At 64.4% G+C, this 22,234-nt stretch carries 25 protein-coding genes; 13 read left to right on the plus strand and 12 right to left on the minus strand.

Annotated features, from left to right (window positions below):
* Positions 1-298 precede the first annotated feature (298 nt).
* The gene (locus ACK2SD_RS01190) at positions 299-469 is read left to right on the plus strand and encodes a hypothetical protein (RefSeq protein ID WP_412461151.1); all 171 of its coding nucleotides are present in this window, start codon (positions 299-301) and stop codon (positions 467-469) included.
* A 384-nt stretch (positions 470-853) separates the two neighbouring features.
* Here the strand turns inward: ACK2SD_RS01190 and ACK2SD_RS01195 are convergent, their stop codons facing one another.
* Positions 854-1,117 carry an accessory factor UbiK family protein gene (locus tag ACK2SD_RS01195; protein ID WP_029612547.1) on the minus strand — a complete coding sequence of 88 codons (264 nt, stop codon included), beginning with the start codon at positions 1,115-1,117 and terminating at the stop codon, positions 854-856.
* A gap of 410 nt (positions 1,118-1,527) precedes the next feature.
* On the opposite strand from ACK2SD_RS01195, the gene glnK reads away from it, so the two are divergent.
* The 3 genes from glnK to sutA all read left to right on the plus strand — a co-directional run bounded on the left by glnK (position 1,528) and on the right by sutA (position 4,016).
* Positions 1,528-1,866, plus strand: coding sequence for a P-II family nitrogen regulator (gene glnK, locus ACK2SD_RS01200; RefSeq protein WP_002555808.1), 339 nt, complete (start codon positions 1,528-1,530; stop codon positions 1,864-1,866).
* A gap of 49 nt (positions 1,867-1,915) precedes the next feature.
* Positions 1,916-3,250, plus strand: coding sequence for an ammonium transporter (locus ACK2SD_RS01205; protein ID WP_039581549.1), 1,335 nt, complete (start codon positions 1,916-1,918; stop codon positions 3,248-3,250).
* Positions 3,251-3,686: 436 nt separating this feature from the next.
* A complete protein-coding gene (sutA, locus tag ACK2SD_RS01210) occupies positions 3,687-4,016 on the plus strand; it encodes a transcriptional regulator SutA (protein ID WP_039581546.1) in 330 nt (109 codons plus the stop codon).
* A gap of 66 nt (positions 4,017-4,082) precedes the next feature.
* On the opposite strand, the gene ACK2SD_RS01215 is transcribed toward sutA, so the two are convergent.
* From ACK2SD_RS01215 to lptM, 6 genes are read right to left on the minus strand one after another with little or no spacing between them, the layout of a single operon-like run.
* Entirely contained in the window at positions 4,083-4,778 is a 696-nt protein-coding gene (locus tag ACK2SD_RS01215) for an HAD family hydrolase (RefSeq protein WP_412461152.1), read from the minus strand.
* Positions 4,775-5,674 (minus strand): tyrosine recombinase XerC, encoded by a 900-nt coding sequence (gene xerC, locus ACK2SD_RS01220; protein ID WP_029612551.1) that lies wholly within the window; start codon positions 5,672-5,674, stop codon positions 4,775-4,777. The genes ACK2SD_RS01215 and xerC overlap by 4 nt, the downstream gene beginning before the upstream one ends.
* A complete protein-coding gene (locus ACK2SD_RS01225; protein ID WP_039581543.1) occupies positions 5,674-6,384 on the minus strand; it encodes a DUF484 family protein in 711 nt (236 codons plus the stop codon). Before ACK2SD_RS01225 ends, xerC begins: the two co-directional genes overlap by 1 nt.
* A 13-nt stretch (positions 6,385-6,397) precedes the next feature.
* Entirely contained in the window at positions 6,398-7,228 is an 831-nt protein-coding gene (dapF, locus tag ACK2SD_RS01230) for a diaminopimelate epimerase (RefSeq protein WP_039581540.1), read from the minus strand.
* A 4-nt stretch (positions 7,229-7,232) separates the two neighbouring features.
* A complete protein-coding gene (lysA, locus tag ACK2SD_RS01235; RefSeq protein ID WP_039581537.1) occupies positions 7,233-8,480 on the minus strand; it encodes a diaminopimelate decarboxylase in 1,248 nt (415 codons plus the stop codon).
* Between the two features lie 9 nt (positions 8,481-8,489).
* Complete coding sequence (gene lptM / locus ACK2SD_RS01240) at positions 8,490-8,693, minus strand: LPS translocon maturation chaperone LptM (RefSeq protein ID WP_412461153.1); 204 nt, start codon at positions 8,691-8,693, stop codon at positions 8,490-8,492.
* Between the two features lie 237 nt (positions 8,694-8,930).
* On the opposite strand from lptM, the gene cyaY reads away from it, so the two are divergent.
* The 3 genes from cyaY (at position 8,931) to rnk (ending at position 10,029) form a co-directional block, all read left to right on the plus strand.
* A complete protein-coding gene (cyaY, locus tag ACK2SD_RS01245) occupies positions 8,931-9,263 on the plus strand; it encodes an iron donor protein CyaY (protein ID WP_029612555.1) in 333 nt (110 codons plus the stop codon).
* 1 nt (position 9,264) lies between these two features.
* Positions 9,265-9,486, plus strand: a complete 222-nt coding sequence (locus tag ACK2SD_RS01250; RefSeq protein WP_304482859.1) for a DUF1289 domain-containing protein — start codon at positions 9,265-9,267, stop codon at positions 9,484-9,486.
* A 132-nt stretch (positions 9,487-9,618) separates the two neighbouring features.
* The gene (rnk, locus tag ACK2SD_RS01255) at positions 9,619-10,029 is read left to right on the plus strand and encodes a nucleoside diphosphate kinase regulator (protein ID WP_029612557.1); all 411 of its coding nucleotides are present in this window, start codon (positions 9,619-9,621) and stop codon (positions 10,027-10,029) included.
* Between the two features lie 34 nt (positions 10,030-10,063).
* Here rnk and ACK2SD_RS01260 read toward each other — a convergent pair whose 3' ends face one another.
* The 4 genes from ACK2SD_RS01260 to ACK2SD_RS01275 all read right to left on the minus strand — a co-directional run bounded on the left by ACK2SD_RS01260 (position 10,064) and on the right by ACK2SD_RS01275 (position 14,612).
* Complete coding sequence (locus ACK2SD_RS01260) at positions 10,064-10,906, minus strand: hypothetical protein (protein WP_412461154.1); 843 nt, start codon at positions 10,904-10,906, stop codon at positions 10,064-10,066.
* A 77-nt stretch (positions 10,907-10,983) separates the two neighbouring features.
* Complete coding sequence (locus ACK2SD_RS01265; protein ID WP_295481260.1) at positions 10,984-13,845, minus strand: class I adenylate cyclase; 2,862 nt, start codon at positions 13,843-13,845, stop codon at positions 10,984-10,986.
* 170 nt (positions 13,846-14,015) lie between these two features.
* A complete protein-coding gene (locus ACK2SD_RS01270) occupies positions 14,016-14,261 on the minus strand; it encodes a TIGR02647 family protein (RefSeq protein WP_039581529.1) in 246 nt (81 codons plus the stop codon).
* A gap of 45 nt (positions 14,262-14,306) precedes the next feature.
* The gene (locus tag ACK2SD_RS01275; protein WP_412461155.1) at positions 14,307-14,612 is read right to left on the minus strand and encodes a hypothetical protein; all 306 of its coding nucleotides are present in this window, start codon (positions 14,610-14,612) and stop codon (positions 14,307-14,309) included.
* A 151-nt stretch (positions 14,613-14,763) separates the two neighbouring features.
* On the opposite strand from ACK2SD_RS01275, the gene ACK2SD_RS01280 reads away from it, so the two are divergent.
* Positions 14,764-15,423 (plus strand): glutathione S-transferase, encoded by a 660-nt coding sequence (locus ACK2SD_RS01280; protein ID WP_029612560.1) that lies wholly within the window; start codon positions 14,764-14,766, stop codon positions 15,421-15,423.
* 39 nt (positions 15,424-15,462) lie between these two features.
* On the opposite strand, the gene argH is transcribed toward ACK2SD_RS01280, so the two are convergent.
* Positions 15,463-16,857, minus strand: coding sequence for an argininosuccinate lyase (gene argH, locus ACK2SD_RS01285; RefSeq protein WP_412461156.1), 1,395 nt, complete (start codon positions 16,855-16,857; stop codon positions 15,463-15,465).
* Between the two features lie 307 nt (positions 16,858-17,164).
* Here argH and ACK2SD_RS01290 point away from each other — a divergent pair, with 307 nt between their 5' ends.
* The 5 genes from ACK2SD_RS01290 (at position 17,165) to ACK2SD_RS01310 (ending at position 22,109) form a co-directional block, all read left to right on the plus strand.
* The gene (locus ACK2SD_RS01290) at positions 17,165-17,905 is read left to right on the plus strand and encodes a LytR/AlgR family response regulator transcription factor (RefSeq protein ID WP_295481257.1); all 741 of its coding nucleotides are present in this window, start codon (positions 17,165-17,167) and stop codon (positions 17,903-17,905) included.
* Between the two features lie 116 nt (positions 17,906-18,021).
* Positions 18,022-18,963 carry a hydroxymethylbilane synthase gene (gene hemC / locus ACK2SD_RS01295; RefSeq protein ID WP_116889730.1) on the plus strand — a complete coding sequence of 314 codons (942 nt, stop codon included), beginning with the start codon at positions 18,022-18,024 and terminating at the stop codon, positions 18,961-18,963.
* Positions 18,960-19,727: a uroporphyrinogen-III synthase gene (locus ACK2SD_RS01300; protein WP_412461157.1), complete on the plus strand. Its 768-nt coding sequence runs from the start codon at positions 18,960-18,962 to the stop codon at positions 19,725-19,727. The genes hemC and ACK2SD_RS01300 overlap by 4 nt, the downstream gene beginning before the upstream one ends.
* Positions 19,728-19,773: 46 nt before the next feature.
* Positions 19,774-20,874 (plus strand): uroporphyrinogen-III C-methyltransferase, encoded by a 1,101-nt coding sequence (locus tag ACK2SD_RS01305; RefSeq protein ID WP_412461158.1) that lies wholly within the window; start codon positions 19,774-19,776, stop codon positions 20,872-20,874.
* The gene (locus ACK2SD_RS01310) at positions 20,871-22,109 is read left to right on the plus strand and encodes a heme biosynthesis protein HemY (RefSeq protein ID WP_412461159.1); all 1,239 of its coding nucleotides are present in this window, start codon (positions 20,871-20,873) and stop codon (positions 22,107-22,109) included. The genes ACK2SD_RS01305 and ACK2SD_RS01310 overlap by 4 nt, the downstream gene beginning before the upstream one ends.
* Positions 22,110-22,234 lie beyond the last annotated feature (125 nt).

Raw genomic sequence — 22,234 nt, forward strand, 5'->3', positions numbered from 1 at the left:
TCACGGGGTGAACGGCGGTATGTCGGGTCGCATGAAAAAACCAGGTTTTTCCGACGGTTGTCTGTTCGCTGCCGAGGGTCGGAAGTTGATCCGGCAGCGAACTTTCTACTCGCGCAGTCCATGGGTTTGTCCTCGTTCAAATAATTCAGGCAATAAGGAACCCTCAAACTTTTAAATTAAAAAAGTTTGCACGGAAGTGACCGTTTAAATACGGTTTTCAGATGAAGTTCGAGGGCCTCAGGCAGGCGCGAAACCAGGCCATCGGCCCGCTGCGACTCGGAGGTTCCTGAGGGGCGTCATGGCACCAGTGCAGGCGCAACTGGAGTTTTCCGTGACCAGGATGGGCCTGCCATACGGCGCGCAGTTGCGGGCCGCGTGCAGCGGCCGTGGGAACGTCTTCAAGCCTCGCGCCGAGTGGTCTGCGGGCGCGCGCATGCAGCGCGGCCAGGCAGGCGTGCAGGCGATGTGAAACGAACGAGGTGAGGGTCATGAGCTTGCCTCCGACCGGCGGGCACCGGGCGAGGCAAGTCACGGCGGAGCGTCAGGCTCTGGCGCGGCGTGCCCGATCCAGGTGTCGGGACCGGTGTTCCGATTTCAGTGCCTGACCGGCCCGTGGGGCGCCGATCAGGCAGCGACTAGATACTGTGTCCATTGAATGCTTCATTGAGTGGAGTAAGGGCCTTTTCCCAAGGCGAGCGAACTTTATTCAAGGGTAGTATCGAAGTCAATCGCAGAGGGGGTCGTTAAATAACTTTCATCTTGTCGAATGCGATATTTAGTGTGTAGGAAAGCATTCTTCATAGGCTCGGCCTGCAGGCGGCATTGCACCGTGCAGGCTCTGCCAACTGGGGGCTCAGTGGTCCGCTGAAGGCGCCAGGCGGGCCTCGAGGTCGGCCACCTGCTTTTCCAGTGCTTCAAGGCGGGCACGGGTGCGGGCCAACACCACCATCTGGCTGTCGAATTCTTCTCGGCTGACCAGGTCCAGCTTGCTGAAGGTGCTCTGCATCAGGGCCTTGAACTGGCTTTCGAGTTCGGCGCGCGGTTGCGCAGTATCGCCGCTGAACAGGCGCGAGGCCTGGTCGCTCAGGGCATCGAGGAGGGCTTTGGGCGCGAGCATGGGGCAGGCTGTCCATCAAGAGGGAAGGGTTGGCAGTGTAGCACGGTGCCTCGGAACGGCTGGATGCACACTTTTTGCGCAGCATGCAGGGGTTGGATGCACCGGAATTGTGCGCCTTCTTCTCTGAGGGCCTCAGGCCAATCCTCGAGCGATAACGTAATGGCCTGTAATTCCGAGCTTTTTGAGAAATGGCAAGGTTTCTGCAATGACTCTCGCAAGCCATGCACTGATGACGTCCTGAGTGATCGGGCAGTGTGCAGGCGCAATCGCTAGGTCTCACGTCACCCACCGAAGCGTGCGTCGGAGGGGGGAAGGAAACCAACGACGCGTTACAAAGCCAGGCGCTGCGCTTAGACTTGAGACGGGTTTGTTTTCCTGGGGCAAGTCCACCAAATCGGGAGAAGAGTTTCATGAAGCTAGTCACTGCCATCATCAAGCCGTTCAAGCTGGACGACGTGCGCGAGTCGCTGTCGGAAATCGGCGTGCAGGGCATCACCGTGACCGAAGTCAAGGGCTTCGGCCGGCAGAAGGGCCATACCGAGCTGTACCGTGGTGCCGAGTACGTGGTCGATTTCCTGCCCAAGGTCAAAATCGATGTCGCCATCGACGACAAGGACCTGGACCGGGTGATCGAAGCCATTACCAAGGCTGCCAACACCGGCAAGATCGGTGACGGCAAGATCTTCGTGGTGAATCTGGAGCAGGCCATCCGCATCCGTACCGGCGAGACCGATACCGACGCGATCTAAGCGACGCAACACCGCCTCACCAAACCCAACACGCCCCAGGAGAAAACAAATGACTCTGCGCAAGATCGCAGGGCTAGGAGCCCTATTGTCCCTCGTCATGCCTGGCCTGGCCTTGGCAGACGAAGCCGCCGCCCCGGTGCTGAACTCCGGCGACACCGCCTGGATGCTCACCGCCACCGCGCTGGTACTGTTCATGACCATCCCGGGCCTGGCCCTGTTCTACGGTGGCATGGTGCGCTCCAAGAACCTGCTGTCGGTGATGATGCAGTGCTTTGCCATCACTGGTCTGATCAGCATCCTGTGGGTCGTCTACGGTTACAGCATCGCCTTCGATACCGCCGGTATGGAAAAGGGCGTGCTCAACTTCAATTCCTTCATCGGGGGCTTCTCCAAGGCCTTCCTCGCGGGCGTCACGCCATCGGGCCTGACCTCGGCCACTGCGCTGTTCCCCGAGGCGGTGTTCATCACCTTCCAGATGACCTTCGCCATCATCACCCCAGCGCTGATCGTCGGCGCCTTCGCCGAGCGCATGAAGTTCTCCGCCATGCTGGTGTTCATGGGCGTGTGGTTCACCCTGGTCTATGCGCCGATCGCGCACATGGTCTGGAGCGGTGACGGTGCGCTGATGTGGGACTGGGGCGTGCTGGACTTCGCTGGCGGCACCGTGGTGCACATCAACGCCGGTGTCGCGGGCCTGGTGGCCTGCGTGGTGCTGGGCAAGCGCAAGGGCTACCCGACCACGCCGATGGCACCGCACAACCTGGGCTACACCCTGGTCGGTGCGGCCATGCTGTGGATCGGCTGGTTCGGCTTCAACGCAGGCTCCGCCGCGGCCGCCAACGGTACCGCCGGCATGGCCATGCTGGTGACCCAGATCGCCACCGCCGCCGCCGCGCTGAGCTGGATGTTCGCCGAGTGGATCGGTCATGGTAAACCGAGCGCGCTGGGCATCGCGTCGGGGGTGGTCGCGGGTCTGGTCGCCATCACTCCGGCGGCGGGCACGGTAGGTCCGATGGGCGCTCTGGTGATCGGCTTGGCGTCCGGCGTGATCTGCTACTTCTGCGCCACCAGCCTCAAACGCAAGCTGGGCTATGACGACTCGCTCGATGCCTTCGGCGTGCATGGCGTGGGCGGCATCGTCGGCGCGATTCTCACCGGCGTGTTCGCGGCACCTGCGCTGGGCGGCTTCGGCACGGTCACCGATATCGGTGCGCAGGTCTGGGTACAGGCCAAGGGCGTGATCTTCACTGTGGCCTATACCGCCATCGTCACCTACGTGATTCTCAAGGTACTGGACGCGGTGATGGGGCTGCGGGTCAACGAAGAAGAAGAGTCGGTCGGTCTCGACCTGGCTCAGCACAACGAGCGTGGTTACAACCTGTAATCGCCACGCGGTAAAAAACTTGCCCGGCTCGTCCGGGCATTTTTTTGCCTGATTTTTACTGTTTCGCCTTGGGGCAAACGGTTTACCCGACACGTTCGTGACGTAGGGCGAATACTTACAAAATGACGGGTATTGATGGAGCTTTGCTTTTTCTCCCGGCGCGCTAGAATGCGCGCCGGAGGGGGCCTTCGAGGCGCCCTGCGCACGTCGGTGCCAGCTTTGCTAGGCTGGCTCATAGCGCAAGGCCATCGGCCCCCGCCGAAGATTTCGCCAGTGCTGGCCTTAGGCCGGAACCTGCTGGCAAGCGCTCCCTGTACGCAGCGCATACTCCAGGCCGTGGCCAATCCACGGTCGGTGGAATTTTCACCGGTGGCTGCCGGTCTACGGCATCACTGGGCCATAACTAATCTGCTTTTCGCAAGTCATGAGGTAGAACATGAGCGACGACGATCTGGAAAACGATGACCTCGAAGTCGGCGACGACGAAGAGGGTGACGAGGCCCTCGAAACGGCGGCCGACGACGGTGCCGAAGATGCCGGCGACGACGACAGCAGTCCGGCGCCGGCGGCCAAGGGCAAATCCAAGGCCGCTGTCTCGGTAGACGAGATGCCGAGCCTGGAGGCCAAGCAGAAAGAGCGCGATGCGCTGGCCCGGGCCATGGAAGAGTTCCTGGCGCGCGGTGGCAAGGTGCAGGAAGTGGAGGCCAACGTGGTCGCCGATCCGCCCAAGAAGCCGGACAACAAGTACGGCAGCCGCCCTATCTGAGTGGCTGAGTGCGAAAGAGCCCGCCGTCGCTGCGGGCTTTTTTGTGGGCGCTGAAAGGACAGGCGCTCAGCGCCAACGCGCCAGCACCTCGGGAAGCTGCGACAGCTGCCGGACCTCGGCGTCCGGCGCGCGCTCGCCGGTCCAGTCCTTGCCCTGGGGGTTGAACCACACCGCGCGCAGGCCGGCGCGCTGGGCGCCGGAAATGTCATCACCCGGATGGTCTCCGATGTGTACTGCGGCGGCTGCCTCGACCCCGCCGCGCTTGAGCGCTTCGAGAAACGGTGCCGGATCCGGCTTGCCCACGCCCAGGTCCTCGGCGCACAGGGCGAAGCGGAAGTAGTCGGAGATGCCCAGCCGGCGCACGTCGGCGTTGCCATTGGTCACGACGCCCAGCACATAGTGCTGGCGCAGGATCTCCAATACGGGCTCGACTTCTGGGAACACTTTGACCTGGTGCCGGGCCTGCAGGAACACCTCGAAGGCTTCGTCTGCCAGCGCCTGCGCCTGCTCTTGGGCGTAGCCGACTTCCGCCAGCGCGTTGTACAGCACGCGTCGGCGCAGCGCACTGATGCGGTGCTTGAGCGCTGGTTCGGCCTGGACCAGGCGTTCGCGGATGGCAAACAGGTGTTCGACCGGCACGCTGCCCAGGCGTGGGGCATTGGCAGCCAGCCAGTCGCGCAAGAGGATTTCGGCGCTGGCGATCACGGGCGCGGTGTCCCACAAGGTGTCGTCCAGGTCGAAGGTGATCAGTTTGATGGTCATGAGTCGCTATCCTTGCTGCGTTTGGCCCGTGGGTGGGCGCTGTCGTAGACGGCGGCCAGGTGCTGGAAGTCCAGGTGGGTATAGATTTGCGTGGTACTGATGTCGGCGTGGCCGAGCATTTCCTGTACCGCCCGCAAATCCTGGGACGATTCCAGCAGATGGCTGGCGAACGAATGGCGGAGCATGTGCGGGTGCAGGTGCTGGCCCAACTCGCGCTCGCCGGCGGCCTTGACCCGTAGCTGAATGGCCCGCTGGCCCAGGCGCTTGCCTTGGCGGGTGACGAACACCGCGCTGTCACGCGGGGCGCTGATGCCGCGCAGCTTCAGCCAGGCTTGCAAGGCTTCGCGGGCCTTGCGCCCGACCGGCAGCACGCGCGCCTTGCCCCCTTTGCCGTGGACCTGCACCAGCGCGCCAGCGAGGTCGAGTTGCTCCAGGTCCAGCTGAGTCAGCTCCGACAGGCGCAAGCCCGAGGAATAGAACAGTTCGAGGATGGCCTGGTCGCGGCGGGCGATGAAGTCGTCATCGACGCCGCCGTCGAGCAGTTGCAGGGCGCGGTCGGTGTCGAGGGTCTTGGGCAGGCGGCGTTCGCCTTTGGGCGGTGCCAGGCCGTTGGCCGGGTCGTGCTCGCACAATCCTTCGCGGTTGAGGTAGCGATACAACCCGCGCACTGCCGAGAGCAGGCGCGCCAGGCTGGTCGAGGACTGGCCATGATGGTGCAGACGCGCCACCAGTTGACGCAACTGCTGGATCTGCAATGTCTTCCAACTGGCGATGCCTTGGTTATTGCAGAATTCGAGCACTTTGGTCAGATCGCGCCGGTAGGCGAGTTGGGTGTGCTCGGACACCTGGCGCTCGTTGCGCAGGTGCGCGCAATAAGCCGCCAGCTCACGTTCCATCAGCGCACCGAGCGCAGCGTCTGCGTCACCCGTGGAACCACGCGGCCGAGGATTTCGGCGATGTAGGTGAGGAACAGGGTGCCGACGCTGCTCTTGTAGTGCTGCGGGTCGCGACTGCCGATGGCCAGTACCCCGTGCAGCCCCTGGTGCTCCAGCGAGGCCACGGCACTGGAGCCCACCTCCAGGCGCTGTTCGTCGCCGAACAGGAATGCCAGCTCATGCTCGCGCAGGTTGCCGCTGACCGTCTTGCCGCTGCCCAGCAGCCCACCGATGGCCTGTTGCGCCTCGGCGCTGCTGACCCAGCGCCCGACGGGCGCGGCGTTGTCGCCGAACAGGATCAGGCTGACGAAGGGCACCTGGAATTCCTGGCGCAGGCTGTCTTCGACCGCCATCACCACTTCTTCCAAGGTGTTGGCGTCAAGCAGGTCGAGAATCAGCCGACGGGTTTTTTCGAACAGTCGGTCGTTGTCGCGGGCCACGTCCATCAGTTGCGACAGGCGATGGCGCATCTCGATGTTGCGCTCGCGCAGCAGCGTGAGCTGACGTTCCACCAGCGATACGCTGTCGCCACGCTGGTGGGGGATGCGTTGCTCGACCAGCAGGTCGTCGTGCTCGGCGAAGAAGGTGGGGTGGGCGCGCAGGTAGGCGATCACCGCCTCGGCGTCGAGATCGGCGGCTTGCTCGGGTACAACCTGTGGCTGATCGGTCATGGCGGATACTCGTTTAGAAACGGACCTGTCCTTCGTAGACGCGCACGGCGGGACCGGTCATGCGTACCGACTGGCCCGGGCCTGCCCATTCGATGCTCAGGCGTCCGCCCGGCAGCTCGATGCACACGGGCGAGTCCATCCAGCCCTGCGCGATGGCGGCCACGGCGGCGGCGCAGGCGCCGGTGCCGCAGGCCTGGGTCTCGCCAGCACCGCGCTCCCATACCCGCAGGTAGGCGCGGTGACGGTCGACAACCTGGAGGAAGCCGGCGTTCACCCGTTGCGGGAAGCGCGGATGGTGTTCGATCTTCGGTCCCAGCTCGTGTACCGGTGCGCGCTGCACGTCATCGACGCGCAGCACCGAATGAGGGTTGCCCATCGACACGGCGGCGATCTGATGAACCTGTCCATCGATCTGCAGCGGGTAGCTGAGCGCCTGCTCGTCGGCAACGAAGGGGATGTCGGCCGGCACGAAGCGCGGTGGCCCCATGTCGACGCAGACCTGGCCATCGTTCTGGATGTCCAGCTCGATGACGCCGCCTTTGGTCTCGACACGGATGCGCTTCTTCGCCGTCAGGCGCTTGTCCAGCACGAAACGGGCGAAGCAGCGCGCGCCATTGCCGCATTGTTCGACCTCGGAGCCGTCGGCGTTGAAGATCCGGTAGCGGAAGTCCACCTCCGGATTGCTCGGCGCCTCGACGATCAGCAGTTGGTCGAAACCGATGCCGGTGTGGCGGTCGCCCCATTGCTTGGCGTGCTTGGGCTGGATGTGCGCATGCTGGCTGACCAGGTCGAGCACCATGAAGTCATTGCCCAGTCCGTGCATCTTGGTAAAACGCAGCAGCATGGGTTCACTCCGGCAGCAGGCTTTCGCCGGCGAACAATTCAGCGATGGTTTCGCGGCGGCGCACTTCGAAGGCCTGGTCGCCATCGACCAGCACCTCGGCGCAGCGGCCCCGGGTGTTGTAGTTCGAGCTCATGACGAAACCATAGGCGCCCGCCGAACGCACGGCCAGCAGATCGCCTTCGGCCAGGTTCAGCGCACGGTCCTTGGCGAGGAAGTCGCCGGTTTCGCAGATGGGCCCGACCAGGTCGTAGGCGCGTGTCTGGCCTTCGCGCGGGCTGACGGCGCTGACGTCCATCCAGGCCTGGTACAGGGCCGGACGAATCAGGTCGTTCATCGCCGCATCGATGATGGCGAAGTCCTTGTGTTCGGTGTGCTTGAGGTACTCGACGCGGGTCAGCAATACGCCGCCGTTGGCGACGATGTAGCGGCCCGGTTCGAACACCAGCGCCAGATCGCGCGCGCCGACGCGCTCGCGGATGGCCTGCAGGTAGTCGGCCACCTGCGGCGGCTGCTCGTCGCGGTAGCGCACGCCGACACCGCCGCCCAGGTCCAGGTGACGCAGGTGGATGCCGCACTCGGCCAGGCGATCGACCAGGGCCAGCAGGCGATCCAGCGCGTCGAGGAATGGATCGACGGTGGTCAACTGCGAGCCGATATGGCAGTCGACGCCGACCACGTCCAGGTTCGGCAGTTGTGCGGCGCGCACGTAGAGGGCTTCGGCATCGGCGATGGCGATGCCGAACTTGTTTTCCTTCAGGCCCGTGGAGATGTACGGGTGGGTGCCCGCATCGACGTCCGGGTTGACCCGCAGCGACACCGGGGCCACTTTGCCCATCTCGGCGGCCACGGTTTGCAGGCGCTCGAGTTCGTCGGTGGATTCGACGTTGAAGCAGTGCACGCCCACTTCCAAGGCGCGGCGCATGTCTTCACGGGTCTTGCCGACGCCGGAGAACACCACGCGGTCGGCGCGTCCGCCTGCGGCCAGCACGCGCTCCAGCTCGCCGCCGGAGACGATGTCGAAGCCTGCGCCCAGGCGCGCCAACAGGTTCAGCACACCCAGGTTGGAGTTGGCCTTGACCGCAAAGCACACCAAGTGCTCGACCCCTTGCAGGGCGTCGGTGTAGCTGCGGTACTGGGCCTCGATATGGGCGCGCGAATAGACGTAGGTCGGGGTGCCGAAGCGCTCGGCGATAGCCGACAGGGCCACGCCCTCGGCGAACAACTCGCCGCCGCGGTAGTTGAATGCGTCCATGGGATTTCCTTACTGCGCTGGCGACTGCTCGGGCAGCGGTTCTTCGGCTTGCGGCGCGGCCTGGGCCGGCTGCCCGTGGTGATGCGACGACTTGCGTGCGCTCTTGCCGTCCTTGCCGTCTTCAGGCAGGTACAGGGGGCCTTTCTGGCCGCAGGCCGAAACGAGGCAGGCAACAGCGACCAGCGCCGCAACGGAGGAAATCAGGCGCTTCATGGGCGAAATCCTTTGAATTAAGCAGTATTGCGCCCGAGTATACCGAGCGCCCGGCAGATTGCCTATGCGAGGGTCCGGGCGAGTCGAGCCGCAAGCCGCGAGCGGCAAGTTGGTGGCGCCGGTCGTCTGCGCTGGGCGGTTTTTCTTGTCTCTTGCCGCTTACGGCTTGAAGCTGGGCGCCTTGCGCCGGTATCGTGCCCGGCTTGCGTCCCTGCAGCCATTTCCGAGGTTCCTGCAATGAGTTTGAGCGAAGCGCGTTTCCACGATCTGGTCGACGCCACCCAACAGGCCCTGGAGGATCTGTTCGATGACACCGACCTGGATCTGGACATGGAAAACTCCGCCGGGGTGCTGACCATCAAGTTCGACAACGGCAGCCAACTGATCTTCAGCCGCCAGGAACCGCTGCGCCAACTGTGGCTGGCCGACCGTTCCGGCGGTTTTCACTTCGACTACGACGAAGAGAGCGGCAAGTGGGTGTGCGAGAAGAGCGAAGAGCTGCTCGGCGAGATGCTCGAACGCATCGTCTGGGAGCGGGTCGGCGAGAAGCTGGACTTCGACGAGATCTGACATGAGCGATCAGCCGCGGCCTCCCAAGCCGCTCTACAGCAACGTCAGCCCAGCCGTGCCTTCGCCCTGCATCAATGTGTGTCGGCTCGATGAGCGCCGTGTCTGTACCGGCTGCTACCGGCACGTGGAGCACATCCGCGAGTGGCGCGCGGCTGACGATGAACGGCGCCGGCACATCTGCCGCGAGGCCCGGGCGCTGAAGGCGGCGACGCCTGAGGCTTGAGTATTTGTCCGGCTGTGGTAGTGTCGAGCCATTACTGGCCTCGCCAGAAGCCATCAGCAAACCCCGCCCTTGGGCGGGGTTTTGCTTTATCTACAGCCTGAAATGCCCCGTTGAAAGGAGTCCGACTGGATCATGAGCACCCAACCTACCCTTATCCTCACCCGATTGGACGTGCAGCGTCTGGAGCGTCTGATCGACAGCCTCGACGACAGTACGCCGGGTGTGCTCGCCCTGCAGGACGAGCTGGACCGCGCCGATCAGGTGGTCGGTCACGAGGAAGTCCCGGCCGGTGTGGTGACCATGAACTCGCGCGTGCACTGCCGCGAGCAGGCCACCGGCAAGGATTACCACTTGACGCTGGTGTACCCGAAGGACGCGGGCGTGGAGGGCAACGTCTCGATCCTCGCACCGATCGGTTGCGCGCTGCTCGGCCTGTCGGTGGGCGACCAGATCGACTGGCCGGCACCGGGCGGCAAGACCCTCAAGCTCAAGCTGCTGGCGGTCGAATACCAGCCCGAAGCGGCGGGCGATTTCGATCTGTAAGCTGGCCGAGACTTGAGGCCTTGCCCGACAAGCGTCAGCGGGCCTGCCTGGCCCGCAGTTGGCAGGCATGGATGCAGTTGTCGACGATGCGGCTGCGCAGCGACCAGTCGGTGTTGATGATGCGGAATTTCTGGATGTAGCTGTTCAGGTCCTGCGATTCGAACCACTCGTCGATCTTGTCGCTGAAGTCATCCGGGCGGAACAACTCGGCCACGTTGTACTTGGCGCACTGAATCGCGCTCAGCTCGCCCCTGGTATCGTCCACCGGTGGTTGCTTGTCCATGAACGCCTTCAGCGTGGCGGCCGAGGGTGTGTTTTCACCGATCCACACCTGACGCACGCCAGGCCAGTAGTCGCCGCGGTCTTGATGGTTGTAGGCGATCACGATGTTCTTGCCCGGGTGCTGGCTCCACAACTCGTCCAGTGTCAGGTGACTCAGGGACTTGGGGATGAACATCGAGCCGAAGTGCCGGTTCATCGCCTCGCGCAGCCAGCCGTGTTCCTTCTCGCCGAAGCGCTCGAATTGATGGAAGTCGAGGATCACGATTTCCTTGGCGTTGGCCGGCGTTTTGAAAAACTGCTTGAGCTGATTGAGGACGTCGCCGAACAGGTTGCGCCCGGAACTGCTCATGTGGAACAGCTGATAGCGGTAGGCTTGATCCGGGGTGTATTCGTGGTATGCCCGCACGCGCAGGTCCAGCACGCGAATACCGCCACGGACCTGATCGATACAGGGAACGTCCTGGGTGAGCTCCTGGGCGATTACGCCGCCGACCTTGGTGTCCATGCCCGAATCGTGGCTGCCGGGCAGAATCAGTTCGTGAATACGCAGGCTGCCCAGTTCAGGGGTCGAGCCCATCCAACATGCTTTGTTCATCATCAAGTACTCCAGTGCCAAGAGCCCTTGATGGTGGTGCGCCCGATGGATTGGCAGCAGCGGGAATCGGTGCAGGGTCAGGGCTGCGATGTGCGCTGTTGCAGATGCAGGCCATCGTTCAGCGCCTGCTCAAGGGCTTGCTTGTGGCGCAACAGAACCGCAGTCGAGGCCGGTCGTTCGTCGTCCAGGCCCGACAGGTCCAGGTCAGTGATATAGCAGCGGTAAACACCTGCGCTGTGGCGCTGCTCGAGGATCTGTCGCGCGACCACGGCATACAGCTGATCGCCATACTCCAGCTCGGAATACTCGAGCTGATCGCAATACAGGGTGACCTGTGGCGCCTGCTGTGGGGCGGCCTGAACGATCGCCTGCACTTCGTAGTAGGGCTGGGCTTCGTCCACGGCCGGTGTCGGGCGCCGCTCCACGCTTCGAGCCTTTCCCGGGCCATTGGGCAGCAACTGGTAATAGTGGATATCCAGCGCCGCTTGGCGACCGTCCAACGGCAGGCGCGCCTTGCGGCGCATGGCCACCGAATTCAGGAAACGCTGCAAGGGCAGCAGCAGGTGCTCTTCATCCTGCAGCGGTGATTGCTGTTGCCACAACACCCCGTGCTCGTCGAGCACGTAGAGGTCGGCGAACCCTTCATGCAGGCGATAGAACACCTGGATGCACTCGGGCTGACCCAGTGCCAGCAACAGCGGCAAGTCGTGGTCCGTCAGGGCTTGGCCATCCAGCTGCAAGGGGCTGTAGTGCGTGCGCTCTTCGCCCAGGTGGGTGAGCAGGGCCGCGTGCCCGTCCAGTGTGGTCAGCTCGACCTGGCCCGCGTCGAGCGCCAGCACATGGGTATGCTGCGCCACTTGCAGCAGGAACCGATGACCGAGGTCACGCTCCAGCAGGCCTTGGGCGGTGTCGAACAGTTCCTCGACGCGCTGGGCGATGGCCTGGGCGCGGTTGTGGCAGAAGCAGCGCACCGTCAGGCGCGGGCGCGGGGTGCGTGAGCCACGGCTGTTGAGAAAATCGCGCAGGCAGCGCATCAAGGCATGTTCGCCGTCGTAGCGCTGCACCAGCACCTCGTTCCAGCTGTTGAGGGTGACCTGGTCGAGCGTCAGCACCAGGTTTTCGCGCACCCCGGCGTAGCTCAGCGAGTCGGTGCGCTCGGTGGTCATCAGAATGTTCAGGTCACGGTGTTGACGCAGCGGATCGAGGCCGACATTCACCAGCAGCAGGACTTCCTGGGCCACGCTCGGTTGCAGCAGGTCGATGTCGCTGACGTTCTGCAGCGGCAGGGGCAAGCTCTGCTGCAAGCTTCCCATCAGGTTGAACAGTTCGAATTCGCTCAGGTCGCTGACCCCAGGGTGCAGAGCCAGGCGCGTGCTGCTGTCGATGACGCCGTTGCGGTGCGCCCAGGCCAGCAGTTCGATCAGCTCGCGGCAGCGCTTGAGCGGGTGGGTATGCTCCCATTCATGCACGCCCAGGCTGCCGGGGTAGAGTCCCCAGAGGTAAGTGCCAGGCTCCTTGCGGTTGGGCGATTGCACCAAGGTCAGGGTGTCCTCGGCCACGTCCGGAGCAATACCGGGGTTGATGACTTCGATCTTGCCGACGCGGCGTTCGAAGGCGGCATACAGGCGCCGTCCGAGTACGTTCAGGTCGCGCTGCTCGGCGCGGCTGCCGGCGCCTTTTTCGCGGGCGAATTGACTGACGAAGCGATAGCTGTGATTGAGTTCGCTCACCAGCTCGCGGCGCTCCAGCGCCACTTGGCGGACCTTCCATTGACTGCGGGTATCGAGCAGGGCCAGTTGCTGATCGCTCCAGCCCCATTCGTCGGTCAGGCGGGCGAGCAGGCGCTGTTGCCAACCGTCGCGGGTCGAGCGTGCGCACAGGCTGAGTTTCTTGTTCACCTTCAGATACAGGCTGCGGCGTACCCGCTCCAGGCGCGCGCGCTCGTTGCGCTGCAGCAGGTAGCGTTCGATGCGCCGGTAGACCAGTACATAAGGGTCGAGCTCGTCCAGGTCCAGGCAATTGGCGAATACGGCGCGTTTGTAGTCCAGGCTCAGGCAACGCACTTCGGGGTGCTCGCTGGCGTAGGCTTCGGTGAGCAGCAGCTTGAGCAACGATTTGTAGGGCGAGTCGATGCCCTTGAACAGTTGCCACAGCCCGGCGCCGACGAATTCCTGCGCGGGAATGTGCGCCAGGTGGCCAAGGTCGAGCGCCTCATGGGGGCCGATGAAGCGCTTGGAGAGCAGCGTGCAGGTGTAGGCCTGATAGTTCGACTCTTCATACACCGGCACCAGCCACCACAGCGGGGTGCGCCCGGCCAGCCAGATCGCCGTGCGGTAGAACTCGTCGAGCAGCAGAAAGTGCTGCGTGGTACCGCAGTCGTCGGAACTGAGTTGGCCGTCGCGCTGGCCCTGGGCGAAGCCGTGCGGCTCGATCATGAACAGGTGCGCCTCGGCGCCCTGGGTGGCCGCCCAAGCCTCGAGCAATTGACACTTGCGCCGCAGTTCGGCCAGCTCAGGTTCGGCCAGGTCCGGCGCGTGGCAGACCCACAGGTCCATGTCGCTCTGTTCGGCCTGGGCCAGGGTGCCGAGGCTGCCCATCAGAAACAGTCCATGGATCGGCTGAGGCGGGTTGCCGTGGCGTGCCTTGTAGGTGAACGAGCGGGTCAGGCGCTGGGCTTCGGCCAGCAGTTCAGCGTCCGGCTCGAAACCCGATACGCCGGCCGGCGTGCCGCCCGAGACGTAGCCAGGCAGCAGTGGATGATTGACGTGGAAGAACAGTGGCAACAGCTTGAGCACTGTCTGCTGGCGGCTGGAGAGCCCGTCCATGGCCCGTTCCAGGCGACCTTGATTGATCTGCAGGAAGCGCCCACGCAGGGTCGACAGCACCTTGCGGTCAATGCCTTGGTCCAGGTCGGGGCGAATTTCGTGAGGGTGGCTCATGACGTGCTCAGGCAAGTCGGGATGCGTCGGCGAGTGTAACCTGAGCGACAAGAATGCATAAGAGAGTGGATGGCATTTTGACGCCATTTTTCCAGCGGTTGGCGACTTGGCAGGCAGGCGTCGTGAGGGACGCCTGTGCGGTGCGATGCCGAGAAGGCGTCTTTACGTGGCTAGGCCGGCTGTGGTGACTTGAGCACGTTCAGCAGCAGTTGCACGCTCTCGACCGCGTCGTGACCGAGGCTGGTCAGGTAGCCGCCATCGGGCTGATCGGTGAGCTGCTTCTCATGCAGGCGCTTGGCGGCGGCGATGAGCGAGGGCGAAGCGTTGGCGTGAATCTTGATCCCTTCCTGGCTGCTGTCCAGGTTGAACAGGGCAAGCACTTCCAGTTCGGCGATCAGATCGGGGGTGAAGGACATGGGCAACTCCTGACTTCCAGACGAGGATGGAAGTCAGGAGTGTAGTCAGACTTGTTCGTCGTCGCCTTGATTTGCCTCAGGCGGCAGTTCCGGCAGGGCGCGCAGGGCGTTTTCGTACCATTCGGTATTGAACGCGCGGTCTTCATTGAGCAGCGCGTCGATCTCGATGGCCAGCACGTGGGCCATGAGGTTGAGGATATCCTCATGCGCGTAGCCGACCAGGCTCAGCTTGTTGTAGGTGGCCTTGGCGGCGGGCGGATTGCCGCTTTCGATCTGGTTTTCGATAGCCTGGGTCAGGGTGGCTTCGGCGAAGGCTTCGTCTTCGTTGTCGAGGTCGGTGGGTTCGCTCATGGCGCTGCTCCTGTGGATAAGGCGCACAGTGTGCCATGCCTGCCTGGGCAATGCCCCATCATCGACGTGCGCCATGATGCTGGTCAGAGCAGGGCCAGTGCGGCTATAAACGTGCGGGCCAACCCCTCACACGGCCTGGAGGCTGTACCCCATGCTCAAGCTCTACGGATTCGCGGTCAGCAACTACTACAACATGGTCAAACTGGCCCTGCTGGAAAAAGGCGTGCCTTTCGAGGAAGTGCTGTTCGTCTCCGGGCAGACCCCGCAGGTGCTGGCGGTGAGCCCGCGCGGCAAGGTGCCGGCGCTGGAAACCGAGCACGGTTTTCTCAGTGAAACCAGCGTGATCCTCGAGTACATCGAGCAGACCCACCCCGAGCATCCGCTGCTGCCCCGCGATGCCTTCGAGTTGGCCAAGGTGCGCGAGCTGCTCAAGGAAATCGAGCTGTACATCGAACTGCCCGCGCGCACCTGCTATGCCGAGGCGTTCTTCGGTCAGCCGGTGGAGCCGCTGGTCAAGGAGAAAGCCCGCGCCGAACTGTTGGTGGGCTTCGCCACGCTCAAGCGCAATGGCAAGTTCGCGCCTTATGTGGCGGGCGAACGCCTGACCTTGGCGGACCTGATGTTCTGCTTCTCGGTGGATCTGGCCTGCGCGGTAGGCAAGAAGGTGCTGGGCATCGATTTCCTCGCTGACTTCCCGCAGGCCGCAGCCTTGTTGCAGAAGTTGCAGGAAAACCCGCACATGGCGCGGATCGTCGCCGACAAGGAAGCGGCGATGCCGGCGTTCCTGGAAATGATCAAGAACAAGCGCTGAAGGGGCCGGGGCTGGCGGGCAGCCCCGACCGTTGCTCGATCAGCGTGCGGCCAGCAGCGCCTGGCCGCGAGCGACGGCGGCGCGCACCTGGGCAGGTGCGGTGCCGCCGATGTGGTTGCGCGCGTTCACCGAGCCTTCCAGGGTGAGCACGGCGAACACATCCTGCTCGATCTGGTCGCTGAACTGGCGCAGCTCTTCCAGGCTCATCTCGGCCAGGTCCTTGCCGTGGTCGACGCCGTACTTGACCGCGTGCCCGACGATCTCGTGGCAGTCACGGAACGGCAGACCGCGACGCACCAGGTAGTCGGCCAGGTCGGTGGCGGTGGAAAATCCGCGCAGCGCGGCCTCGCGCATGATCGCGTGCTTGGGCTTGATCGCCGGAATCATGTCGGCGAAAGCGCGCAGCGAGTCGCGCAGGGTATCGGCGGCGTCGAACAGCGGCTCTTTGTCTTCCTGATTGTCCTTGTTGTAGGCCAGCGGCTGGCCCTTCATCAGGGTAAGCAGGCCGGTGAGGGCGCCGAACACACGGCCGGTCTTGCCGCGCACCAGCTCCGGGACGTCCGGGTTCTTCTTCTGCGGCATGATCGAGCTGCCGGTGCAGAAGCGGTCGGGCAGGTCGATGAACTGGAATTGCGCACTGGTCCACAGCACCAGCTCTTCGGAGAAGCGCGACAGGTGCATCATCGCCAGGCTCGCGGCCGCGCAGAATTCGATGGCGAAATCGCGGTCGGACACGCCGTCCAGCGAGTTGCCCGAGACTGCCTCGAAGCCTAGCAGCGTGCAGGTGAGATCACGGTCGATGGGGTAGGTGGTGCCGGCCAGTGCGGCGCTGCCCAAGGGCATGCGGTTGACGCGCTTGCGGCAGTCGACCAGGCGCTCGTAGTCGCGGCTGAGCATTTCGAACCAGGCCAGCAGGTGATGGCCGAAGGTCACCGGTTGGGCGGTCTGCAGGTGGGTGAAGCCGGGCATGATGGTCTCGGCTTCGCGCTCGGCCTGGGCCAGCAGGCCCTGCTGCAGGCGGGTGATTTCGGCCAGGATCAGGTCTATTTCGTCACGCAGCCACAGGCGGATGTCGGTGGCGACCTGGTCGTTGCGGCTGCGGCCGGTGTGCAGCTTCTTGCCGGTGACGCCGATGCGGTCGGTCAGGCGCGCTTCGATGTTCATGTGCACATCTTCCAGATCGACGCGCCAGTCGAACTGGCCCGCTTCGATTTCGCCCTGGATGGTGTTCAGCCCGTCGATGATCGCGTCGCGTTCGGCGTCGGACAGCACGCCGACCTGCGCCAGCATGGTGGCGTGGGCAATCGAACCCATGATGTCGTGACGGTACAGGCGCTTGTCGAAATCGACCGAGGCGGTGAAGCGGGCGACGAAGGCGTCGACGGGCTCGCTGAAGCGGCCGCCCCAGGACTGGTTGGTCTTGTCGGTGCTCATGGATCCACTCATAGAAGGCGTGAATGAAAAAGTGGCGCCGATGATAGCAGGGTTGGGCTGCCGTCCGTAGGACAGCGGTCGGCGCGATGGCCGTTTTGCGGCATGCCAGCGGCGCTACAGGATATTCAGCGATTGAACGGCAGCGTTCCACGGACCGTCTACAGTTTCACAGAGGGCCGGCAGCGATTCTGTCGGACCAGTGAATCTTTGGCCTTCGCATGGGTCTGTAGCGTGACCGCAACACGGTCCACCGACTCCTGTCACGCAGACCCACCTTGCGAGACTCACTCAGGAATCCAGCGCAATTATGAATGTCCTGATCGTTGACGATGAATCCCAGGCCCGTGACCGCCTGAGCCGCCTGCTTGGCGAGCTGGAGGGCTACAACGTGCTGGAACCCAGTGCCACCAGCGGCGAGGAGGCCCTGGCACTGATCGACAGCTTGAAACCCGACGTGGTGCTGCTCGACACCCGCATGCCAGGCCTGGACGGCCTGCAGGTCGCGGCTCGCCTGTGCGAACGTGAGGCGCCGCCAGCGGTGGTGTTCTGCCTCGATGACGACGAGTTGGAGGCGTTCAACCACAGCACCCTCAGCCACGTCGGCCACGCCACCCAACCCCAGGCATTGCGCGATGCCCTGCGCAGGGCCGACAAACCCAACCGTACCCAGCTCGCGGCACTCACCCGGCCCGCCACCGAAGCCGGTGGAGGCCCACGCAGCCATATCAGCGCCCGCACCCGCAAAGGTATCGAACTGATTCCGCTGGGTCAGGTGATCTACTTCATCGCCGATCACAAATACGTGACTTTGCGCCACGAAGGCGGCGAGGTGCTGCTGGACGAGCCGCTCAAATCCCTGGAAGACGAGTTCGGCGAGCGCTTCGTGCGCATCCATCGCAACGCGCTGGTGGCGCGCGATCGCATCGAGCGGCTGCAACGTACGCCGCTTGGCCACTTCCAACTGTTTCTCAAGGGCCTGAACGGCGATGCGCTGACCGTCAGCCGCCGGCATGTAGCCGGTGTGCGCAAGATGATGCAGCAGCTCTAAGCCTTGCCCGCGCATGGCCGTCGCCAGGGATGGCAGGCCTTGTAATGACCTGGATCTGCTAGCCAAGCGAGCCGAGCTGTTATCATCGCCGGCATTTCTCTGCTTCGGTGCGTCAGATGTCCACTCGCGAAATCCGCATTGCCACCCGTAAAAGCGCCTTGGCCCTGTGGCAGGCCGAATACGTCAAAGCGCGCCTGGAACAGGCGCATCCCGGCCTCATCGTGTCCCTGGTGCCGATGGTCAGCCGTGGCGACAAGCTGCTCGACGCGCCACTGGCGAAGATCGGCGGCAAGGGGCTGTTCGTCAAGGAGCTGGAAACCGCCCTGCTCGACAACGAGGCCGACATCGCCGTCCATTCGATGAAGGACGTGCCCATGGACTTCCCCGAGGGCCTGGGTTTGTACTGCATCTGCGAACGCGAAGACCCGCGCGATGCCTTCGTTTCCAACACCTTCGACAGCCTTGATGCGCTGCCGGCCGGGAGCATCGTCGGCACGTCCAGCCTGCGCCGGCAGGCGCAGCTGCTGGCCCGTCGTCCAGACCTGGAGATCCGCTTCCTGCGCGGCAACGTCAACACGCGCCTGGCCAAGCTCGATGCCGGCGAGTACGACGCGATCATCCTGGCGGCAGCGGGGCTGATTCGCCTGGGCTTCGAAGCACGTATCACCTCCAGCATCGGCATCGACGACAGCCTTCCGGCGGGTGGCCAGGGCGCAGTGGGCATCGAGTGCCGCAGTGCCGACCGGGAAATCCATGCGTTGCTGGCGCCGCTCGACCATGCCGACACGGCGGATCGGGTCAAGGCCGAGCGGGCGATGAACAAGCGTCTGAACGGTGGCTGCCAGGTGCCGATCGCCTGCTACGCCGTGCTCGAGGGCGATGACCTGTGGCTGCGCGGGCTGGTGGGCCAGCCCAGCGGCGGGACGTTGCTGATGGCCGATGCCCGCGCGCCGCGCGCCGAGGCTGAGCGCCTGGGTGTGCAGGTGGCCGAAGCACTGCTGGCGCAGGGCGCCGAGGCGATCCTCAAGGACGTCTACGGCGAGGCCGGTCATCCGTGAGCAACTGGCGCCTGCTGCTGACTCGGCCTGCCGAGGAATGCGCGGCGGTGGCGCAGGTGCTGAGCGCATCGGGTATTGCCAGCAGCAGCCTGCCGTTGTTGACCATCGCGCCTGTCGCCCTGGACGCTGCCGCGCGGCAGCGACTGGACGCTATCGGCAGCTATCAGGCGATCATCGTCGTGAGCAAGCCGGCTGCGCGCCTGCTGCTGGATCGGCTCGCCGACGCCGCGCTCGCCGCGCCGCGCCACGGCTGGTTCAGCGTGGGCGAAGCCACGGCCCGGGTGCTCCAGGCCGCGGGTCTGCAGGTGACTTACCCTACAGCCGGCGATGATAGCGAGGCCTTGCTCGGTGTGTCCGTCCTGCGCGAGGCTATCGCGGTTCCTACAGCACGTGTCCTGATCGTCCGTGGCAAGGGAGGTCGCGAACTGCTGGCCGAGCGTCTTGGTGAGCAAGGTGCTAGTGTCGATTATCTGGAACTGTATGAACGTCGCCTGCCGGATCATCCGCCAGGCAGCCTGCTGCAACGGATCGAAGCGGAACGCCTGAACGGGCTGGTGGTCAGCAGTGGGCAGGGTTTCGAACATCTGCAGCGGCTCGCTGGCGCCCAGTGGCCCCGCGTTGCGCAGATGCCTCTGTTCGTGCCGAGCCCGCGGGTCGCCGAGCAGGCCAGGGCAGCAGGTGCCCAACAGGTTGTGGATTGCCGTGGCGCCAGTGCCACGGCTTTGCTGGCAGCCGTGCAGCGCAGCGCTGCACCTGCCTCTTAAGGCGCCCAGCGCAGAGCGACGGCGCCCCCATGCAAAGGATGGATACGTGAGCGAGACTGTCTTGTCCAACAACGAACAACCCACGGCGGCCGAGGCGCCGCACACCCCCGTCGAGCAGCCGGCCAAGCGGGCTGGCAACGGCCTGGCCATGCTGGCGCTGCTGTTTGGCGCGGCCGGTCTGGGCGTTGGCGGCTGGGGCGCATGGCAGGTGCATCAGTTGCAAGGCAACGAGCAGGGCCAGGGCGAGCATATCGAGGCGCTGAACCAGCGCGCCGAGGCGTTGCAGCAGCGTCAGCAACAACTGGGCTCGCAGCTCGCCGGACTGCCGGCAGCCAGTGAACTGGAAGACCGCCGGCGTCTGGTGGCGCAGTTGCAGGGCGACCAGCAGCGGCTGAGTCAGCGCCTGGAAACGGTGTTGGGCGAAAGCCGCAAGGAATGGCGGCTGGCCGAGGCCGAACATCTGCTGCGCTTGGCCACCCTGCGTCTGTCAGCCTTGCAGGACATCACCAGCGCCACGGCACTGGTCGAAGGCGCCGACGAGATTCTGCGCGAGCAGAGCGATCCTGGTGTGTTCGCCGCGCGTGAGCAGTTGGCGCGCAGCCTGGCGACCCTGCAAAGCACCCGGCAACCTGACCGAACCGGCCTGTTCCTCAAGCTCGCCGCGCAGCGCGAGCAGGTCCAGCAACTCAGCGCCCTGGCGCCGGAGTTCGACAGCGATGCCAACGCGGTGGGTGCGCTGACCGAAGACGGCGACTTCAGCACGCGTCTGTCGAACTGGTGGGCAGAAATTTCCAAATACTTCCAAGTCGACTTCAATGCCGACCAGAACGTGCGTCCGCTGTTGGCCGGGCAGTCGCTCAGCCAGGTGCGCCTGGCGTTGAGCCTGACCCTCGAACAGGCCCAGTGGGCCGCGCTCAACGGTCAGGACAAGGTGTACACCCGTGCCCTGGACGATGCCCGCAGCGTGCTGCTGGCCAACTTCAATGCCGACAATCCGCAGAGCAAGGCCATGCTCGACAGCCTCAACGCCCTGGCCGATCAGCCGGTGTCGGTGCAGGTTCCCGATCTGGCTGAAAGCCTGGCGGCGGTGCAGGCCTACATCCAGCGCCGGCACCTGCCGGCCGAGGGTGAGGGGGCCAAGCCATGAAGCGTGTCTACCTGCTGGCCGTGCTGGCAATCGTCGTTGCGGCGGGGCTGGGTGTGGCCATCGCCAAGCACAGTGGCTACGTGTTGATCGCCTACGGGGGCTTCCGTTATCAGTCGGGCTTGTGGGCGGCGCTGGCGGCGTTGGTAGTGTTCGTGCTGGCGCTGCTACTGCTGCGTTATCTGGTGGGGCTGGTGCTGACTTCCAGCGGCGTGGTCAACCCATGGTCGCGACGCAACCGTCGCCGTCGTGTGCGCATCGCCATCGAGCAGGGGCAGTTGGACCTGGCCGAGGGGCGCTGGGCCAGTGCTCAGCGTCACCTGCACCGTGCCGCCGAGGCCGAGCGTCAGCCGCTGTTGTATTACCTCGGTGCGGCGCGCGCCGCCAACGAGCAGGGGCGTACCGAGGACAGTGACAATTTGCTCGAACGCGCCTTGGAGCGTCAGCCCCAGGCCGAGCTGGCCATTGCGCTGACCCATGCGCAACTGCAGATGGACCGCGGCGATACCGACGGTGCGCTGGATACCCTGCTGGTGATGCAGGAGCGCCATCCGCACAACGTCCAGGTGCTGCGTTTGCTGCAGCGTCTGCACCGCGAGCGCGGCGACTGGCCTGCGTTGATTCGCCTGCTGCCCGACTTGCGCAAGGGCAAGGTGCTGCCGGCCCCAGAGCTGGCCGAACTGGAACAGCGTGCCTGGGGGCAGAACCTGAGCCTGGCTGCCACGCGGGGTGAAGATCCACAGGCGGCGCGTCAGTCGCTGGAGCGTGCCTGGCAGCAACTGACCTCGGCCCAGCGCCATGAGCCGCAGTTGGTGTTGGCCTATGCCGAGCAACTGCGTCAGGTGGGCGCCCAAGGGGAGGCGGAGCAGGTGCTGCGCAGCGCCTTGAAGCGTCAGTATGAAAGCCACTTGGCGCGTCTGTACGGGCTGGTGCGTGGTGACGATCCTTTGCGCCAGTTGCAGACCGCCGAAGGCTGGCTCAAGGACCACCCGCAGGACCCGAGCTTGCTGCTGACCCTCGGTCGTCTGAGCCAGCAGAACCGCCTCTGGGGCAAAGCTCGCGACTACTTCGAGAGCAGTCTGCGCATGCAACGTAACCCGGAAACCTGTGCCGAGCTTGCGCGACTGTTGGCAGGGCTGGGCGAGACCGAGCGCAGCAATCAATTGTTCCAGGAGGGTCTGGGGCTGCTCGACGAGCGCCTGCTGGCCCTGCCGTTGCCTGAGACAGTCCAGGCCTGAGCGGCGTCTGGGTGCCGGAGCCGCGTGATTCTGCTGCGTGGCCCGGCATCGCCTGTGCCTTGATCGGGTGCCGCTGGGCACCCTGACCGCTGCGGTATTTACGGCCTATTTCAATCAGGCGGGTC

The organism is Pseudomonas sp. SC11 (assembly GCF_047039205.1).
GTDB classification, from domain to species: Bacteria; Pseudomonadota; Gammaproteobacteria; order Pseudomonadales; family Pseudomonadaceae; genus Aquipseudomonas; species Aquipseudomonas boreofloridensis.

Coding starts and splice junctions, on each gene's coding strand:
- ACK2SD_RS01190 (WP_412461151.1), top strand. CDS start 299: ATGGCACCAGTGCAGGCGCAACTGGAGTTTTCCGTGACCAGGATGGGC.
- ACK2SD_RS01195 (WP_029612547.1), bottom strand. CDS start 1,117: ATGCTCGCGCCCAAAGCCCTCCTCGATGCCCTGAGCGACCAGGCCTCG.
- glnK (WP_002555808.1), top strand. CDS start 1,528: ATGAAGCTAGTCACTGCCATCATCAAGCCGTTCAAGCTGGACGACGTG.
- ACK2SD_RS01205 (WP_039581549.1), top strand. CDS start 1,916: ATGACTCTGCGCAAGATCGCAGGGCTAGGAGCCCTATTGTCCCTCGTC.
- sutA (WP_039581546.1), top strand. CDS start 3,687: ATGAGCGACGACGATCTGGAAAACGATGACCTCGAAGTCGGCGACGAC.
- ACK2SD_RS01215 (WP_412461152.1), bottom strand. CDS start 4,778: ATGACCATCAAACTGATCACCTTCGACCTGGACGACACCTTGTGGGAC.
- xerC (WP_029612551.1), bottom strand. CDS start 5,674: ATGGAACGTGAGCTGGCGGCTTATTGCGCGCACCTGCGCAACGAGCGC.
- ACK2SD_RS01225 (WP_039581543.1), bottom strand. CDS start 6,384: ATGACCGATCAGCCACAGGTTGTACCCGAGCAAGCCGCCGATCTCGAC.
- dapF (WP_039581540.1), bottom strand. CDS start 7,228: ATGCTGCTGCGTTTTACCAAGATGCACGGACTGGGCAATGACTTCATG.
- lysA (WP_039581537.1), bottom strand. CDS start 8,480: ATGGACGCATTCAACTACCGCGGCGGCGAGTTGTTCGCCGAGGGCGTG.
- lptM (WP_412461153.1), bottom strand. CDS start 8,693: ATGAAGCGCCTGATTTCCTCCGTTGCGGCGCTGGTCGCTGTTGCCTGC.
- cyaY (WP_029612555.1), top strand. CDS start 8,931: ATGAGTTTGAGCGAAGCGCGTTTCCACGATCTGGTCGACGCCACCCAA.
- ACK2SD_RS01250 (WP_304482859.1), top strand. CDS start 9,265: ATGAGCGATCAGCCGCGGCCTCCCAAGCCGCTCTACAGCAACGTCAGC.
- rnk (WP_029612557.1), top strand. CDS start 9,619: ATGAGCACCCAACCTACCCTTATCCTCACCCGATTGGACGTGCAGCGT.
- ACK2SD_RS01260 (WP_412461154.1), bottom strand. CDS start 10,906: ATGAACAAAGCATGTTGGATGGGCTCGACCCCTGAACTGGGCAGCCTG.
- ACK2SD_RS01265 (WP_295481260.1), bottom strand. CDS start 13,845: ATGAGCCACCCTCACGAAATTCGCCCCGACCTGGACCAAGGCATTGAC.
- ACK2SD_RS01270 (WP_039581529.1), bottom strand. CDS start 14,261: ATGTCCTTCACCCCCGATCTGATCGCCGAACTGGAAGTGCTTGCCCTG.
- ACK2SD_RS01275 (WP_412461155.1), bottom strand. CDS start 14,612: ATGAGCGAACCCACCGACCTCGACAACGAAGACGAAGCCTTCGCCGAA.
- ACK2SD_RS01280 (WP_029612560.1), top strand. CDS start 14,764: ATGCTCAAGCTCTACGGATTCGCGGTCAGCAACTACTACAACATGGTC.
- argH (WP_412461156.1), bottom strand. CDS start 16,857: ATGAGCACCGACAAGACCAACCAGTCCTGGGGCGGCCGCTTCAGCGAG.
- ACK2SD_RS01290 (WP_295481257.1), top strand. CDS start 17,165: ATGAATGTCCTGATCGTTGACGATGAATCCCAGGCCCGTGACCGCCTG.
- hemC (WP_116889730.1), top strand. CDS start 18,022: ATGTCCACTCGCGAAATCCGCATTGCCACCCGTAAAAGCGCCTTGGCC.
- ACK2SD_RS01310 (WP_412461159.1), top strand. CDS start 20,871: ATGAAGCGTGTCTACCTGCTGGCCGTGCTGGCAATCGTCGTTGCGGCG.